The sequence below is a fragment of the Brevibacillus massiliensis genome (genome assembly GCF_000311785.1).
Lineage (GTDB): Bacteria > Bacillota > Bacilli > Brevibacillales > Brevibacillaceae > Brevibacillus_C > Brevibacillus_C massiliensis.
On the sequence record NZ_HE978543.1, the window covers coordinates 19,423 to 36,819 of the forward strand.

Sequence of the window (17,397 nt, forward strand, 5' to 3'; positions counted from 1 at the left end):
CAACTTGTCCAAGACCGATCGGCCTTTTACCTTGTCCCTTCCCCTTTATCGGGTGACGGGGATGCCGCTACGCGTCTGACGAACAAGGCGAGAACCAACGCGATCAACGAGAGTGCAAAGCCAAATGTTAACGAATGCTCCACGCCTGCAGCCAAGGCGGCTGTCTGGTCAGCTTGACTTGGTTGAGCGATCCCTGCCAAATACTTTTGTTCGCCCATCGTCATGATGGTGATAAACAGCGCAGTTCCAATCGCTCCAGACACTTGCATCAGCGTATTGGCAATCGCTGCGCCGTGCGGGTACAAATGCGGCGGCAGCTGATTGAGGCCGTTCGTTTGCGCCGGCATCATCACCATCGCGACAGAGACCATAAGCAGCGAATGCAAGATGATGATCGTCACCGGTGTCGCCCCCGAGTCGAGCGAGCGGAACAAGAAAACAGTCAGCGTCATCATGACGATTCCGGGAAGCAGCAGCCAGCGGGGGCCGAATTTGTCAAACAAATACCCCATGACCGGCGAGATCGCTCCGTTGATCAGCCCGCCCGGCAGCATCACCAACCCGACGGTAACCGCGCTAAAGGCGAGAACATTCAACAGGTATATCGGCATGACGATCATCGTGGCAAACATCGTCATCATCACGATCATCATCAAGACGATGGCCAAGCGAAACATCGGAAAAGCGAAGACACGCATATCAAGCATTGGCGTTTCCAAATTGCGCTGGCGAATGACAAACCACACGAGCGCGACAAATCCGACGGCGATCGTCGTGAATACCATCGGGTCGGTCCAGCCTCCCGGGCCTTCGCCCGCCGAACTGAATCCGAAAACGATTCCGCCAAATCCCAAGGTGGACAGCACCATCGAGAGCAGATCGATTTTGGGATTCGTCACTTCTGTGACATTTTTTAGCGAGACAATTCCATACCAAATAGAGATGATCGCAATCGGAATCACAAATATGAACAGCCACCGCCACGATAGATAGTCAATAATCAGACCGGAGACGGTCGGCCCGATCGCCGGCGCGAACATGATGACCAGGCCTAGCACTCCCATTACCCGTCCTCTGCGCTCAGGCGGGATGACCGCTAATATCACGTTCATCAGCAGCGGGATCAGGATCCCGGTGCCTGCTGCCTGGATAAAACAACTGTCGGGTCGTAAAGCGCTGAATGAGAAAGGCGCTCACTGGCACCAGCACCGCGACGACAAGTAAATAACCTGTCGTAAGCCACTGTGCCGTGCTTGCCTCTACTCCAAAAGCGTCCATAATGGGTGAAATCGCAACGTTCAGCAGCGTCTCGTTTAAGATCGCCATAAAGGCTCCAGAAAGCAGGACAGCAAGCAGCGGCACGACTCTTATCTTTTGTATTTGGTCTTTCGCTATCGTCTGATCCTGTTCTTGCCGCATATGGTATCCTCCTCTCTATCGTCTCCTGCAAAATAGATGCCGTTCTACGAAAACTCTCCCAATGTAAAAACTCCTGGCCGAAGGGACAGGAGTAGCGTCTCTATCACAAAAAACAGGATACATCTCGTCGAGACGACATATCGATTTTTTGGGAATGGAAAATGTCACACTAATCCTGTCCCGAGACAAACATTCGGTTTCGTAGTATACAGGAGTAGAGGATCATCTTATCTACACCCTTCCCTTAATCGATAGTTAATAAGGTAACAAAAGAAGATATCCGTGTCAACGGCAAAGGAAAGAAACATCCTTCAGCCATGCCGTTTCCAGTCGAATGCCATTTTATCCAAAAATAGAAAAATTCCTTCCCTCGCCTGGCGATCCTCAAGGTGGGCCAAGTCCTGCGTCTGGATGGCCAACTTCGTCCCTTCTTCCGTCAAAAAGATCTGTTTGGACCGTACGTCAGCGGGGGGGGGGGGGCCGGCGAATAGCCTGTCGGTGCTCGTCACGCTGGGACGTTCATGAAAGTGTGATCCCGGGAAAATAGCGGATGATCCACAGGGGCACTCCACTGTGTATGGTAATTCCCATCGGTCTGCATTGGGCCTCAACCTCGCGGCGCAGCGTAACATAGGCCGCCTTCACGATCCGGCCGATGTACCAAGGGACGTCTGCACCCTGTCGAGGAAACAGAAAGTGCACCCCTGAAGTGCAGCGGATGAGCCGAAAGTCCGCAAACCCGATGCACTGATTTCAGGAGTGCACCCCATCACAGCCAGAATCGGCGCTTATTCTCCGACTGAATATTCAAATGCCGCTAGCGCCAGCTTGTATTCGCGGTCGGCTGCCAGTTCGTCTGCCTTGGCTTTGAACCACGCTTCTTCTGCCTGCTCTCGTTCAAGAGGCGTCACGATCCCTTCTTTATCCTGTTCCATTGCGGCTTGATAGCTTTCCTCAGCCCTCTTCAGTCCTTCGTTCCTTTGCGTTCGATTCTCGATAGCCGCTTTCAGTGTATTGTATTTTAGCGTCATGTCCTTTTTCGCTGCCGCTTTTAATTTTAACAGATCCAGTTCCGCTTTTCTTGCCTCGCTCCTGGCCACCTGCCCCTTGTACGTCAGGAGGGAAGAATACTGGTACACCAGGTTCACTTTTACTTCCGCCCATTTCAATTCCGCCTGCTTCTTGAGAATTTCGGTCCGCTGTCGGTACCCTTTTTCAATCACATCCTCCAGAGGAGGGAGTTCATACGGTTTCCCTGTACGATCCTCGATCAGACGCCACCCTCTGATCTCACCCTCGCCCTCCCCCATCACTTCATGTAATTTTTGCAGCGCTTTCTGCAGATTGCCCCGGGCTTCCGCCAATGCCTTCAGCCCTTCCTCCGTTTGCTTTTTGCCGGCTTGACTCTGCTTCAGTTCCACATCTTTCTGCAGGTATAGCGCTTCGTAAAAAGCCGCTCTCGCCTCCAGCTTCAGCTTATTTTCCTGCTCGCGAACAGAAAAGCGCTTCAACTCTTTATCTTTCTCCGCTTTGGCTACCGTTTCATATTTTTTATTTGCCTGGTCCAAAGAAGTTACCGTCTCAAATTTGATCTTGCCGGCATCCGCCCGCGCTGACATCCAGTTCGCCTCTTCTTTGTCCAGATCAACGCGCATAATTTCCAAATCAAGGTTATTTTGCAGCGCCTTGCTGACGACCCCCTCCACTGTTAATTCTGCATGCTGCGCCGACTCATTGGACACAGCCGCGGCATTCATCGTCGTTGGCGACGCGGTCAGCACCACCGGCGTTATGGCTGCTGCCATCAGGAAATTTCCGAATCTCACCCAACTCACACCTCTTGTCTGATTCATGTCAAATACAATCAATCTGAATGATAGCCAGATCTTTCAATAGCTCTCGTCAATATGCCGCTCCTCATCCGACGAACTGCCTGTTCCACCCAATTTGCCGCAAAATTCCGATTGCAGCAGAACCATCCGTGAAGTTTCCCCCTTCCTCTCGTATTATCAAGTTGAAAATCGTGCTCACCTATACGGATAGCAGCCCCTTCGCCTTCGCTGGCCGCTGCAATGTGACTGATAATGATTCTCAACAACATAAATGATAAAGATTATCATTATCAATGTCAACTGTTTACGGGAAAATACCTTCCTCTGATTCGTTCCTTGCCTCAAAATTCAAAAAGTGAATGTAATAATCAAGCCTGAGCGACTGATTGTCCGCCCGCGCACGATCGCCGATCTGGAAGCGTGCCTCTGGCCTGCGGGATAAGGGGATCCAGCAGCACGGCGGAAAGCGTGTTCGCAGCTGCTTCCTGACCAGGCTTGCGTACACAGCGGCGAACCAAACATGAGAGGACAACACGGAATAAGTTCATGGCAGCTTGCTGCGGCGGACTTCAAAGAAAAAGAGCGCAGCGACGTCATACATGCAATAATCGCTCCTCTATGACTGACGAAAAAGGCCCTTAAAAATCGATCAGATCTTTAAGGGCCCAGCTATTTGGTGATATATTCCCGTACTGCTAGCGACTCAATCGATACTGTTCCAAAACCATTTCGGCAATCCCTGCCCGCTCCAGCCGGTCGATGGGCGCCAGGAAGGTGACGGTGACCACACCCGGATGGCGGCCGATCTGGATGGCACCCGTAATCGTCGCCCGGTTCATCACTTCCGGAACGGTCATGCCCAACAGTTTTGCCGCCCGCTCCATCCCGTTGGTCGTGGCCTCATTCAGATTGGCACCTGTTCCGACGAAGGAGACCGGCGCGGTGTCTTCCAGTTGTTCAAGGCCCCACTTGCGGGCGATTTGCAGGGCTCTGGCCTTTTCTTCTTGCGAATAGGGACGAGCCAGATACGGCAGATCCTCTTCTACCGGTAACAGAATCGGCCCTTCCAGATGCAGCCCTTTGATTACGTGGACCTGAAGCGTCACGATCCCGGAGACATCCGTGGTATGTCCGGCAATCTCGCCGTCGCCCTGCATCGCGTGCATATCGCCCAGGTAGACTCCCCCTCCGGGCACTTTCACGGGACAGATCAGCACGGCATTTTCGCGGACGCGGTTAATATCCATGTGCCCGTCTGTCCGCTCTTCCAGTTGTTCTGCTGTAAGGGCGTACTCGTGCGGGGCGCCGAGCAAAAAGGAACCAAAATCGCCGGCGTTGTGGGAATCGGGGATCGGGCGGGACGGAGTCGTACCCAACTGTCCCAGGAAAGGTCTGATCCTGGCGATGGCGCCGACGATATCGTGGGGCGCGAAGGTAACGATCGGATTTTGGCAGGATCCGGCCGGCGTTGCCATATACCGCCGGCCGTCGCGGGCGATCCGCTCAGCCGCCTCCTGATGCAGGGTAACGCCAAAGTCATGCTGCTCGTCAAACCCCATCGTATAGGCATTGGTGAAGACAAAGGGAGTCACGTCAGCCCCGCATGTTGTGCAGCGGATGGCCTCTGGCCCGATCCCTTCAATCCGGGTCTCGGGATGCATCGTACCGCAGTTCGGACATTTCGCCGCGACGAACGGATCACCCAGGAACCGCCCTTCGATCGTCCGGTCATTACCGGAGGCCGTAGCCATCGAGGTGACGCGAATTGACTTGATCCGGATGGCGATCGCATCGCCCACTTCGGCGCCTTCAACGTAAACAGGCTGGGTGACTTCATGACCGCCGCGAAGGCGTGGCGTGATCATCGGCCCCCAGCAGCCGGGGGTCGTATTGGCCACGATGTGCCCCCCATTCCGCACCGGCCCCAGCATCGGCTGGGACGGATCCAATACGCCATTGGTAAAGGTGTTGACGTAGACTGTTTCCTGTGCTGCTTGCTGTTCCATTGTACTTCCCTCCTGCCTGTATTTTCATGACTCTTCCCTGTCAGTATAGCGTTTGGCATAGCTTTCCGCCAACCCGTCCGCCACTTGTTTTTCCGGACTCCGGGCAGTTTGACGTGATCGGCCGGGAATCAGGAAGATCAACCTATCGACATTCCCTATACTAATTCTGTCATGACAGAATTTTACCTTCTTGTCATCGGAACATGGTAAAAAATCCGAAAGGAAAATTTCCTTCCGGGACATGAAAGATCAAACTGCAGTTAACATTTTCTTCCATTCCTCCGTCAACAGGGGAATGACTTCAAACAGATCTCCGACGATGCCGTAGTCGGCGATTTGGAAAATCGGCGCTTCCGGGTCCTTGTTGATCGCTACGATGATGCGGGAGTTGGACATTCCGGCGACGTGCTGGATGGCTCCCGAAATGCCCGCAGCGATGTACAGTTCGGGGGTGACGACTTTGCCGGTTTGGCCGATCTGCAGCGAGTAATCACAATAGCCGGCATCACAGGCACCGCGGGACGCTCCGACGGCACCCCCGAGCAAATCGGCCAATTCCTTTAGAGGAGCAAAGCCTTCCGCCGACTTTACGCCGCGTCCGCCGGAGACAATCACTTTTGCTTCCGTCAAGTCGACGCGACCCGCCATTTTTTGGACGACGTCTTTCACGACGGTGCGCAGGTCTTTGCATTCCGCAGTAAACGGCACGACCTCGACAGACGTGGAGCCGCCCACTTCTACCGGCAGGTTATTGGGGCGAATCGTGGCAAATATCATGCCTGCGGTTACCGTCCTTTGTTCAAATGCCTTCCCGGCGTAGATCGGACGCGTGAAGACGACCTGACCGTCCTGAACCTCCACATCGACAACATCGGAGATCAGACCCACCCCCAGGCGAGCGGCAATTCGCGGTGCCAGATCCTTCCCGATCGCGGTATGCGGCATGAACACCGCATCGGGATTTACTTCCAAAATCACTTGATAGAGTGCCTGAAAATAGACATCCGTGGTGTACGTGTCCAACTCTGGATTGGTAACGGTGTACACCCGGGCTGCTCCGTGTGCTCCCAGGCCTTCCGCGTAACCAGGCGAGTCACTGCCCAGGACGACAGCGGTGATCACGCCGCCGTCCGCCACCCGTTTGGCCGCAGTCAGCACTTCATACGAAACATTCCGCAAACTGCCGCCTCTCGATTCTGCAACAACCAGTATATTTCTGCTCATCTTCCCAGCCCCTTACATTCCTTTTACTTCGCTTTCCAGGATGTTCACCAGTTCTTTCACCTGCTCGGCGGCACCGCCTTCGATCATCCGGCAAGCTGCCTTTTTCTGCGGCAAATAGCGGTTGGTCACGGTCGATTTGCTTTGCACTTCATCCTCCTGCAAGGACAGATCAGCGATCGTCAATCGTTCCAGCGGTTTTTTCTTGGCTTTCATAATGTTGGGCAATGACGGATAACGCGGTTCGTTCAACCCCTGCTGCGCGGTGACCAAGAGCGGCAATGGCGCCTCGATCACTTCAATATTCCCTTCGACGTCGCGCTCAGCCACCGCCTTGCCGTTCTGTATATCCAGCTTGGTGATCGTCGTGATCTGCGGAATTTGCAGCAGCTCGGCTACGCGGGGGCCGATCTGGCCGGAGCCGTTGTCGATGGACATGTTGCCGGCGAGGATCAGGTCGTACTCGCGCCCCTGGATCGCGGCCGCGATGATTTTGGCCGTCCCGTACTCGTCGCCGGCCAAGCCCTCGTCGTCGATCAGCACCGCTTTATCGGCCCCCATCGCCAGCGCCGTCCGCAGCGCGCTTTCCGAGCGGTCGGGCCCTACCGTGATGACGGTGACTTCGCCGCCCTGCTCTTCCCGAATCTTCAGGGCTTCTTCGATGGCGTATTCGTCGTACGGATTAATGATGAATTCAACCCCGTCTTCGCGAATGTCATTGTTTTCCAGAGCGATTTTTTCTTCGGTGTCAAAGGTCTGCTTCATGAGCACGATCATATTCATCGGCTTCACCCGTCTCCTTCCCGATTTAACCCAGTTTTTTCTTTAGCGTGTCGCAGATGCAGCTGCCAACCTCTTCAGTAGTTGCCCGGCCGCCCAGGTCAGGAGTGACCACCTGGCCTTCCTCCAGGACATCCTGCATCGCTTCCATAATCGCCGCGGCCGCTTTTTCCTCGCCAAAGTGTTCCAGCATCATGCTGGCGCACCAGATGGCCGCGATCGGATTGGCGATGCCCTTTCCGGCGATGTCCGGTGCCGAACCGTGCACCGGCTCGAACATGGAGGGGAAATTCTTTTCCGGATTGATGTTTGCCGAAGGAGCAATCCCCATGCCGCCGACGATGGCAGCGCCCAGGTCGGTCAAGATGTCGCCGAACAGGTTGGAAGCGACGACGACATCAAAGACATCCGGCTTGGAGACGAAAAAGGCGCAAAGGGCATCGATATGGACGATGTTGGTCTCGATCTCCGGGAATTCCTGATGGATCTTGTGGACGTATTCATCCCAAAACGGCATGGTGTGGTTGATGCCGTTTGATTTGGTCGCCGCCGTCAGCCGCTTCCGCTTTCCCTTCTCCTGGGCCAGCTTGAAGGCGTAACGCAGCACCCTCTCCACCCCGGTGCGGGTAAACACGCTGTTCTGAATGGCCATATCCTGGCTGGTGCCTTCGTAGATGCGGCCGCCCATGTTGGAGTATTCTCCCTCGTTGTTTTCGCGAATGACGATAAAATCGAGGTCGCTGGCATCGCGGTTGGCCAGCGGTGACTTGATCCCTCTCAGCAGTTTGACCGGACGGATGTTGATGTACTGCTGGAAGGAACGGCGGATCGGCAGGAGCAGCCCCCACAGTGACACGTGGTCCGGGACGCCGGGATAGCCGACCGCCCCCAAATAGATGGAATCGAAGCCTTTCAGCAGCTCCAGACCGTTGTCCGGCATCATTTTTCCGTGTTTGGCGTAGTACTCGCAGCTCCAGTCAAAGCTCTCGTAGGTCAGCGAAAAACCGCCGTCCAGCTCGCAGACCGTATCCAGCACTTTTTTGCCTTCCCGAATGACATCGACACCGATCCCGTCTCCGGGAATTAAAGCGATTGAGTAATGTTTCATCTCTTTCTTCTCCTGTCTTTAGAATCAAGCTTCCAGTACTTCGGGATTGGCGATGTGCTGCGGACGTTCGCCGGCCAACACCCGCAGCACATTCGTGGCTACCGTCGTCGCACTGATGTAATTGCACTCCACCGTTGTGCCGCCGACATGCGGAGTCACGATCACATTGGGCAGGGACAAGAGCGGCAGATCGGCTGCAGGCGGCTCCGGATCGAAGACGTCCAGACCGGCGCCGGCGATCGCTCCGGTTTTCAGCGCCTCGTACAGGTCATCCTGGTTGACCACTCCGCCGCGTGCCGTGTTGACGAGGTAGGCCGTCGGCTTCATCAGTGAAAAATGGTGGCGGTTGATGCTCCCCCTGGTCTCTTGATTGAGCGGGATGTGCAGGGAGACGAAGTCTGACTCCGCAAAGAGATGATCCAGGTCGGTAGTGACTTTCAGCCCCAGTTCTTCCGCCAGCCCGTGCTTGGCCTTGTCGTACGATCGAACCCAGACCGTCACCTCCATCTCGAGGCCCAGCTTGAGCCGTTTCGCCACTTCCTTGGCGATGGCCCCAAAACCAACGATCCCGACACGCTTTCCCTTCAGTTCGTATGTTTTCAGAACAGTGCGGGAGGCGTAGTTGCCCTGGCTCATTTCATGGTGAAACCCGATAAGCGATTTGGCGAGCGCCATGATCAGCGTCACTGCGTGTTCTGCCGTGGAAACCCCGTTGACGGACGGAGCGTGCAGCACCGGGATGTTTTTTTCAGTCGCGTACCCAACATCAATATTGTCCAGTCCGACTCCAGCTCCAGAGATCACTTTCAGCGAAGGGGCAGCGTCAATGATTTCTCTGGTGATTTTTGCCGGGGCGCGCAGGACAATCCCGTCCACATCGCGAGCCAGCGCGCAAAGATGGTCCGAATCGTACACGTCGGTGCGGATTACCTCGGCCCCCTCTTGCAGAATCGCCTCACCGGCTTCATGGTACATGGACAAGATTTGCAGGATTTTTGGTTTGTTCATAGCAGACTCCTTTTTTACAAGCGCAGATTTTCTACGATGGTCGTCAGCCCCTGGCCGCCGCCGATGCACAGGGTGACCAATCCGTACCGGCTGCCGCGCCGCTCCATTTCATGCATCAGCTTGGTCATCAGGATCGCTCCCGTACCGCCGAGCGGGTGGCCGAGCGCGATCGCCCCGCCGTTGACATTCAGCTTCTGCTGATCGATGTTCAGCTCTTTCACCACGGCCAGGGTTTGGGCCGCGAACGCTTCATTCAGCTCGATCAGATCGATGTCGGCAAGCGTCAGGCCGGCCTGTTTCAACGCTTTGATCGTCGACGGAACCGGCCCGATTCCCATGATTTCGGGGGATACCCCGGATGCCGCCTGGGCGATGATGCGCAGGCGCGGTTTGATGCCCCGTTTTTCCGCTTCTTCCTCCGCCATCACGATGACGGCAGAGGCCCCGTCGTTGCGGCCGCTGGAATTGCCTGCCGTAACGGTGCCGCCCTGTTTGAACACCGGCTTGAGCGCTGCCAGCTTTTCCAGCGAGGTAGGGCGGGGATGCTCATCCGTGTCGAACAGAATCGTCTCTTTCCGCTTCTTGATTTCATACGGGACGATCTCGCCGGCAAATTTGCCGTCCCTGATCGCGGCTGCGGCCTTCTCCTGGCTGCCGAGAGCAAATTCGTCTTGTTCCTCCCGGCTGATGTTGTACTTTTCCGCCAGGTTCTCCGCTGTCAAGCCCATGGTCAAGTGGCCGTAAACTTCAATCGGCTGGGCCCGCGGCTGGCTTTCCGTGTTGGGGTCGACGAGCTCGGCGTTGCCGGCTTCATACCCGTAGCGGGCCTTGCGCAGATAGTACGGTGCGGTGCTCATGCTCTCCGCTCCCCCCGCAAGTACGATGTCGGCATACCCGCACATGATTTGCTGGGCTGCGTTGTTGATCGCCTGCAGACCGGAGGCGCACTGCCGATGCACCGTGTAGCCGGGAACCTCGATCGGCAGACCGGCGCGTAGGGCGGCGAGCCGGGCCAGGTTGGGCGCGTCGGAGCTCTGCTTGGCATGGCCCCAGATCACTTCGCCCACATCTTTGCCTTCGATCGCGTTTCTCTGCAAAACTTCACTCATGACCCGTGCAGACAGATAATCCACCTCGACGTCTTTGAGCGTCCCGCCCATCCGGCCGATCGCCGTCCTGACTCCATCCACAATCACGACATTTCTCAATGGAACTCACCTCACCGTTTTTTTTACCCGATGCAACGAAGCTTTTTATTTGGAAAACTCCCGTTTCAGTTCAGCGGCGATGATATTTTTCTGGATCTGCGACGTGCCTTCGTAAATCTTGGTAATCCGCGCATCCCGGTAATAGCGTTCGATCGGATAGTCCCGCATGTACCCGATACCGCCGTGAATCTGCACCGCGAGATCGGCGACCCGATTGTACACTTCCGAGCCGTACAGTTTGGCGATCGCCGCCTCTTTTACGACGCGCATGCCTTGGTCGGTCATCCACGCCGTCCGGTACGTCATCGCTCTCAGCACTTCGATCTCCATGGAGATCTCCGCCAGCATGTGCTGGACCGCCTGCTGCTCGAAGATCGGCTTGCCGAACTGGACCCGCTGCAACGCATAATCCATGCAGTGCTCCAGCAGCTTTTCGCAAGAACCCAGGTTTCTCGCGGCAAGTCCGGCCCGCCCGTTGGCGAGGATTTTGAGCGCATTCACATAACCGTTGCCTTCCTCGCCCAAGACGTTCTCGACCGGCACTTCCATGTCGTCGAAGAACAGCTCGGCGGAATGCGAGCCGCGCAGACCCATTTTCCGTTCGACGGCTCCCACTTTAAAGCCGGGGAAGTCCTTTTCGACGATGAAGGAAGTGATGCCTTTCGCCCCTTTGCTCGGGTCGGTGACCGCCATCACCGTGAAGATTTGCCCGCAAACGGCATTGGTGATGTAATGCTTGGAGCCGTTGATGATGTACCGGTCTCCCTTTTTGACCGCCGTCGTTTTCAGATTGGCCGCATTCGAGCCTGCACTCGGCTCCGTCAAGGCAAACGCGCCGATCCATTCGCCCGTCGCCATTTTCGGCAGGTACTTTCGCTTCTGTTCCTCCGTCCCCAGTTCCACGATCCCGACGCTGCCGATGCCGGTATGTGCGCCGATCAATGTGGTAAAGCCGTTGTGCGTCTTGCCCAGTTCCTCATAGATCGCGCATTTTCCCACCATATCCAGGCCCAGCCCGCCGTACTCTTCGGGAATGCTGAGGCCGAACAAGCCCATCTCCTTGGACATCTCGACGATGTGTTCCGGGATTTCGTCGTTCTCTTCGATTTCCATGGCCACCTTTTCCACTTCGGTCTGGACGAATTCCCGCACTGCTTTTCGCAAGATTTCAATGTCTTCTGAAAAACGAAAATCCATGTCAACCACTCCTTCGTCTGAATGTGCGTTTATTTTCCTTTAAATTGCGGTGAGCGTTTCTCCAAAAAGGCCAGCGTCCCTTCCAGTTTGTCCTCCGAACCGATGAGGATGGTTTGGGCCAGCTTTTCCAGGAAGAGCGCCGTCTCCATCTCCGTATCGGCGCCGTGGTTGACCACCGCTTTGGCCAATCTTACTGCCAACGGGCCTTTGGATGCGATCTTCGTGGCGTATTCTTTCGCTGTCGGCAGCAGTTCCGCCAGGGGGACGACTCTGTTTACCAGACCGATTCGCTCCGCCTTCTCGGCCGTGATGATATCGCCGGTCAAGATCATCTCCATCGCCCGGCCCTTCCCGACGATTCTGGAGAGCCGCTGCGTGCCGCCCGCCCCCGGCATGATCCCCAGATTCACTTCCGGCAGCCCTACCTTTGCGTGCTCCGCCGCAATGCGAATGTCGCAGGAGAGCGCCAGCTCCAGTCCGCCCCCGAGGGCATAGCCGTTGATGGCAGCGATGGTCGGTATCTCGTATGCTTCGATCTTGCGGTAGACGGCCGTCATATTCGGCTGCAGCGCTTCGATCATCGTCCTTTTATGCAGCTGCGAGATGTCCGCCCCTGCAGCAAATGATTTTTCCCCTGATCCTGTAAAGATCAGCACCCGTACCTCTTGGTTCTCTCTTATCTCCTCCAAAGCCTGGACGATCTCGCGCAGCGTCTCCGCACTCAAGGCATTTCTCACTTCGGGCCGGTTGATCGTGATGATTCCGATTCCCTCTGCGACTTCGACAAGCAGGTTATTGTACACCGCATCGGCACTCCTTCCCGTAATCATGAATACGTCGGCATCCGCTTCAAATCTTCCGCTACCTCATAGCGGGCCGCGGTCAGTTCCCGCACTTCTTCCAGGCTGGTATCCTCGGCGATCTCGCGCAGCGTCATTCTGCCATTTTCGACTGTAAATACGGCTTTCTCCGTGACGATCATCTCCACCTGGCGGATGCCGCTTGTCGGATAGGTAAGCTCACGGACCAGCTTGGGCTTCCCTTCCTTGGTTACATGGGTAATGGCGACGATGATTTTTTTGGCGCCGGGAACCAGGTCCATCGCCCCGCCAACACCGAGGATGTCTTCTCCGGGCACCGCCCAATTGGCGATCTCCCCTGTTTCGCTCACCTGCAGGGCCCCCAGGACAGCGACGTCAACATGTCCGCCGCGGATCATCACAAAAGAGTCGGCACTGGAGAACAGCGAGGCTCCTCGACCCAGGGTGACCGGATGTTTGCTGGCGCTGATCAGATCCATATCGATCTCGTCTGGCGGCGGGGTAGGTCCCATGCCGAGCAGGCCGTTTTCCGACTGGAGAAAAACCTCCTGATCCGGCTCCAGATAGTCGGGAATCAGGGTGGGAATGCCCACGCCGAGATTGACGACAGACCCTTTTTTCAATTCTTTGGCAATACGCTTGGCGATGCGAATGCGGTACGGGTCACTGTTTTTCAACGTAGACACCTCCTCTCTTTTCGTACCGGTTCAACACCACGACATCGACGTAGATGTGCGGAGTGACGATGCTTTCCGCATCCAGCTCTCCGACTTCGACGATTTCGTCTACTTCGGCGATCACCAGGTCGGCCGCCGTGGCCATCATCGGATTGAAATTGCGGGCGGTACGCGAGTAGACGAGATTCCCCAGAGTGTCTGCTTTCAGCGCTTTGATCAAGGCGACCCTGGCGCGGATTGCTTCCACCAGGATGTAGCGCTCGCCGTTGAACACTCTTTCTTCTTTCCCCTCTGCCAACTTGGTCCCGACAGCTGTCTTGATGTAAAACCCGGCAATTCCCGCACCGCCGGCCCGGACCGCCTCAGCGATCGTTCCCTGCGGAATCAGCTCGATTTCCAACTCGCCGTTTTTCCAGGCTTTGACCGCATCGCGGTTGGTCGTAAAGTAGGATCCCACTGCCTTTTTCAAATGCCCCGTAAGCAGCAGCTTGCCCAAGCCCTTGCCGGGTTCGCCGAGGTTGTTGCTGATCACCGTGAGATTGCGGGCTTCATCTTGCGCGGCGATCGCGTCGATCATCGTAAACGGCGTGCCGCAAAGGCCGAAGCCGCCAACCAGGATCGAATCCCCGTCCTTGATCAGCGAGACCGCTTCTTCCGGCGTGCGCAATTTCGGCATATCCAGTACATGGTCCATCCGTATTCCCCCTTTCACAACCCTACATCATTTCAATTATTGAAATGACATTTCACTAATAGAACTAATTTGTAATCCTATCTGCATGAAATAGGATCATGGTACATAGCCGCAGCGGCGTGAGATTTCTTCTGCAGTTTCTTTCAGCCTGACGATTAACAGCTGGATCCGCTCTTCGGGAAAGTGATCACCCGGCACAGCGATCGTCAGCGAGGCGATCACGCTTCCGGTGTGGTCGCGTATCGGGGTGGATACGCCCAGTGTCCCGGCGACGTGTTCCCCAAAGCTGATCGCGTAACCTCTCTCGCGGATTTCCGCTAAAACGCGCTGCAATTTGTCGATCTCGGTAATCGTGTCATCTGTAAACCTCTCCAGCTTGATCTGCTGCAGCAGCGCCTCTCTCTCCGGCTCCGGAGTGTACGCAAGCAGCAAGCGCGGGGCTGACCCTGCGTGCAGCGGCGTTCTCAGACCGATTCGCGTAAACAGCCGCATCGGCCGGTCCGTTTCCACCCGTTCCACGTAGACGGCTTCGCTGCGTTCGCGAATGACCAGATGAACGACTTCATTCAGTTCGTCGCGCAGCCGCTCCATGTACGGCAAGGCTATTTTTCTTACCTCCAGCTGTTCAGCGACCAGGTTGCCCAGCTCCAGCAATCTCAATCCGAGCTGGTACTGTTTGTCGCCGTGGTCAACTTGGTTGCGGACCAAAAAACCCTCCTCCTCAAGCGCCTTCAGCAAACGGTATGCCGTAGGCTTTGACAAACCGGAACTTCTTGCGATATCTGCCAGGGAAAGCCTGGAGCGTTCCGCCGTGAATAATCCCAATAACTTTAACGCCTTCCCTACGCTTTGATTCATCATATTCTCCTCAATCCCGCTTCTGAACAGCAGCCGATCCGCTCCTATCAGTCCTGTTGATACTCGTAAAATCCACTTCCCGATTTGCGGCCCAGGCGACCTGCTTTCACGTACTTGATCAGCAGCGGACACGGACGATACTTCTCCCCTAGTGTCTGATAGAGGTATTCCATATTTCGCAGCCGAGAGTCCAAACCGACCAGGTCAGCCAGTTCCAACGGGCCCATCGGATGATTCAAGCCGAGCTTCATCGCTTTGTCGATATCGGCGGCAGACGCGACGCCCTCCATCAGCATGTTCATCGCTTCGTTTCCGATCAGACAGTTCATGCGGCTGGTGACGAACCCGGGAAACTCGTTTACTTCCACTGTCTCTTTTCCCAAGCGGGCGCCCACATGTTTTGCGATTTCCACCGTCTCATCGCTGGTGTCCAGGCCGCGCACGATTTCGATCAGCTTCATCTTGTGGACCGGATTGAAAAAGTGCATGGCCAGACATTTGTCGGGGCGGCTCGTTTGCGCTGCGATTTCTGTCGGACTCATCGTCGATGTGTTGGTCGCCAATACGGTATGCGGCGGGCAGATCGCGTCCAGCGATTTGAACACGCTGATCTTCAATTCCATCTGTTCAAACACGGCTTCGATCACGATATCGGCATTCTTTGCCGCCTCCTCGATGTTCGTCGTATAGGTGAGGTTGGCAAGCGCCCGATCTACCGCGCCGGGGTCTACGTACCCTCGTTCCGCACTCCTGCGCATCTCCTTCTCAATATAGTCTTTCGCTTTGTCCAGAGCTGCGGCCTGTACATCTTGCACGCAGACCTGAAAATCGGCCAGGGCTGCCGTATAGGCGATGCCTCTTCCCATCGTTCCCGAACCGATAACCGTTAGAAATTTCACAACTGTCACTCCTTTCTGCATGTATCCTTATCATATTATGCCTTTCAGATAATTTCAAATTACATATGCAAATCTGACAAAAAAATTGTCGATTCACCCGTAAAAATCTGGGCATTTTCCCCATACCTCTTCCACATAAAGAGGCAACCCCCGGTTGTCGGGAACCCGGCCGAGGGCTGCCGTCAAAACAGAAGGGGCTTACAGGTTCTTCTCGATCGGAGAGATCTGCCCTTTTTTCCTGCCGAACTTCACGTAGTAATACAGGTAACACAGCGCCATAAAGCCAAAACCGTAGTAAAGCGAGCTGCGCTGGGTCGGGTCGATGGCGAGGAAGGCGAACATAAAGAGGCAGATCGCCATACACAGAATCGGCACCAGCGGGAAGAGCGGAACGGCATAGGGCAAATCCGCGGCATTGCCGCCATCCCGGACAAACTTCCTGCGGAATCGATACTGAGCCAACGCGATGACAAACCAGGTGATGGTGCCCGACATCCCGCTGACGGAGATGAGGATGACGAACAGCGTGTCGGCGGCGACAATACTGGTCAGCAGCGAGAGCAGCGCAAAAATCAGCGTAATGATCAAGGAGTAAAGCGGAACGCCGCGAGAGCTCAATTTGCTCAGAATTTTGGGAGCCATGCCGGATTCGGACAGCGACCAAAGAATCCGGGTGCTGGCGTAAAGCCCGGAATTTCCTACGGAGAGAATCGCCGTCAAGATGACAAAGTTCATAATATCTGCGGCGTAAGGAATTCCTACCATGTCAAAGACGGTGACAAACGGACTTTCCAGCAAACCTGCTTCCTTGTAGGGAACAATCGCAGATAAAACAATGATGGCAAGCACGTAGAACAGCAGGACGCGAAAGACGATATTGCGAATCGCTCTCGGAATGTTCTTCTGCGGGTTCTCTGTCTCGCCCGCGGCCACTCCCATGATTTCCGAACCTTGAAAAGCGTAAACCACTGTCATCATCGTGACAAAGACGGCGGAAAACCCATTTGGGAACAGGCCGTCTCCGGCAAAATTGGAAAAGAAGGGAGCCGGCTTTCCTCCAAGGCTGACCAGGTCAAAAATCGCCGCTCCTCCGACAAGGATAAACAAGATGACGGCAAATACTTTGATCCCGGCAAACCAGTACTCTGTCTCCGCAAAACCGCGCGCTGAAAGCGCATTCAAAGAAAACAGCAAGACGACGAAGATGCAGCACCAAATCCAGATGGGCGTGTCGGGGAACCACCTTTGCATGAGAATCCCCGATGCGGTAAACTCCAAGCCAACCGTCGAGGCCCAGCTCATCCAGTACACCCAGCCAATCATAAATCCGGTTCCCGGTCCGATGAACTTGGCGGCATGCGCCTGAAATGAACCCGACACCGGCATGATGACGGACAATTCACCGAGACATACCATCACCAGGTACATCAACAGACCTCCGACCAGATAGGCGAGAACTGCCCCGCCCGGACCCGCTTCGCCAATCGTGAAGCCTGCCCCCATAAACAGGCCGGTCCCAATCACTCCGCCCAATGACAACATAAACAAGTGGCGGCTCTTCATCGACCGCTTTAATTCGGTCCCCAATTCCTGCTCTGTAATCATTCTATCCACCTACTTTCCCTGCTTGATGCGTCCCCATTTTCAGTCAATAGAGGGACCGTTTCCC

14 protein-coding genes and 1 pseudogene are annotated in these 17,397 nt (G+C 55.4%); all 15 read right to left on the reverse strand.

Annotated elements, in window-relative coordinates:
- Positions 1–26: 26 nt before the first annotated feature.
- Positions 27–1,419 (reverse strand): annotated as a pseudogene (locus HGBM_RS27775) (DHA2 family efflux MFS transporter permease subunit).
- A 788-nt stretch (positions 1,420–2,207) separates the two neighbouring features.
- On the reverse strand, positions 2,208–3,245 hold the full coding sequence (locus HGBM_RS16880) for a TolC family protein (protein ID WP_019122267.1): 1,038 nt from the start codon (positions 3,243–3,245) through the stop codon (positions 2,208–2,210).
- A gap of 701 nt (positions 3,246–3,946) precedes the next feature.
- The gene (locus tag HGBM_RS16890) at positions 3,947–5,257 is read right to left on the reverse strand and encodes an acetamidase/formamidase family protein (RefSeq protein WP_019122269.1); all 1,311 of its coding nucleotides are present in this window, start codon (positions 5,255–5,257) and stop codon (positions 3,947–3,949) included.
- 249 nt (positions 5,258–5,506) lie between these two features.
- Positions 5,507–6,481 (reverse strand): electron transfer flavoprotein subunit alpha/FixB family protein, encoded by a 975-nt coding sequence (locus HGBM_RS16895; protein WP_019122270.1) that lies wholly within the window; start codon positions 6,479–6,481, stop codon positions 5,507–5,509.
- A 12-nt stretch (positions 6,482–6,493) separates the two neighbouring features.
- Entirely contained in the window at positions 6,494–7,261 is a 768-nt protein-coding gene (locus HGBM_RS16900; protein WP_019122271.1) for an electron transfer flavoprotein subunit beta/FixA family protein, read from the reverse strand.
- Between the two features lie 25 nt (positions 7,262–7,286).
- Positions 7,287–8,366: a tartrate dehydrogenase gene (locus tag HGBM_RS16905; protein ID WP_019122272.1), complete on the reverse strand. Its 1,080-nt coding sequence runs from the start codon at positions 8,364–8,366 to the stop codon at positions 7,287–7,289.
- Positions 8,367–8,390: 24 nt separating this feature from the next.
- Positions 8,391–9,374 (reverse strand): NAD(P)-dependent oxidoreductase, encoded by a 984-nt coding sequence (locus HGBM_RS16910; protein WP_019122273.1) that lies wholly within the window; start codon positions 9,372–9,374, stop codon positions 8,391–8,393.
- Between the two features lie 14 nt (positions 9,375–9,388).
- The gene (locus tag HGBM_RS16915; RefSeq protein ID WP_019122274.1) at positions 9,389–10,582 is read right to left on the reverse strand and encodes a thiolase family protein; all 1,194 of its coding nucleotides are present in this window, start codon (positions 10,580–10,582) and stop codon (positions 9,389–9,391) included.
- Between the two features lie 45 nt (positions 10,583–10,627).
- Complete coding sequence (locus tag HGBM_RS16920) at positions 10,628–11,779, reverse strand: acyl-CoA dehydrogenase family protein (protein WP_019122275.1); 1,152 nt, start codon at positions 11,777–11,779, stop codon at positions 10,628–10,630.
- Positions 11,780–11,808: 29 nt separating this feature from the next.
- On the reverse strand, positions 11,809–12,582 hold the full coding sequence (locus HGBM_RS16925) for an enoyl-CoA hydratase/isomerase family protein (RefSeq protein ID WP_019122276.1): 774 nt from the start codon (positions 12,580–12,582) through the stop codon (positions 11,809–11,811).
- 23 nt (positions 12,583–12,605) lie between these two features.
- Complete coding sequence (locus tag HGBM_RS16930; RefSeq protein WP_019122277.1) at positions 12,606–13,277, reverse strand: 3-oxoacid CoA-transferase subunit B; 672 nt, start codon at positions 13,275–13,277, stop codon at positions 12,606–12,608.
- Positions 13,264–13,953, reverse strand: coding sequence for a CoA transferase subunit A (locus HGBM_RS16935; RefSeq protein WP_035287404.1), 690 nt, complete (start codon positions 13,951–13,953; stop codon positions 13,264–13,266). Before HGBM_RS16935 ends, HGBM_RS16930 begins: the two co-directional genes overlap by 14 nt.
- Before the next feature lie 114 nt (positions 13,954–14,067).
- Positions 14,068–14,829, reverse strand: coding sequence for an IclR family transcriptional regulator (locus tag HGBM_RS16940; protein WP_019122279.1), 762 nt, complete (start codon positions 14,827–14,829; stop codon positions 14,068–14,070).
- Positions 14,830–14,876: 47 nt separating this feature from the next.
- Positions 14,877–15,728 carry a 3-hydroxyacyl-CoA dehydrogenase family protein gene (locus HGBM_RS16945; protein ID WP_019122280.1) on the reverse strand — a complete coding sequence of 284 codons (852 nt, stop codon included), beginning with the start codon at positions 15,726–15,728 and terminating at the stop codon, positions 14,877–14,879.
- 198 nt (positions 15,729–15,926) lie between these two features.
- Positions 15,927–17,333, reverse strand: coding sequence for an amino acid permease (locus HGBM_RS16950; protein ID WP_019122281.1), 1,407 nt, complete (start codon positions 17,331–17,333; stop codon positions 15,927–15,929).
- Positions 17,334–17,397 lie beyond the last annotated feature (64 nt).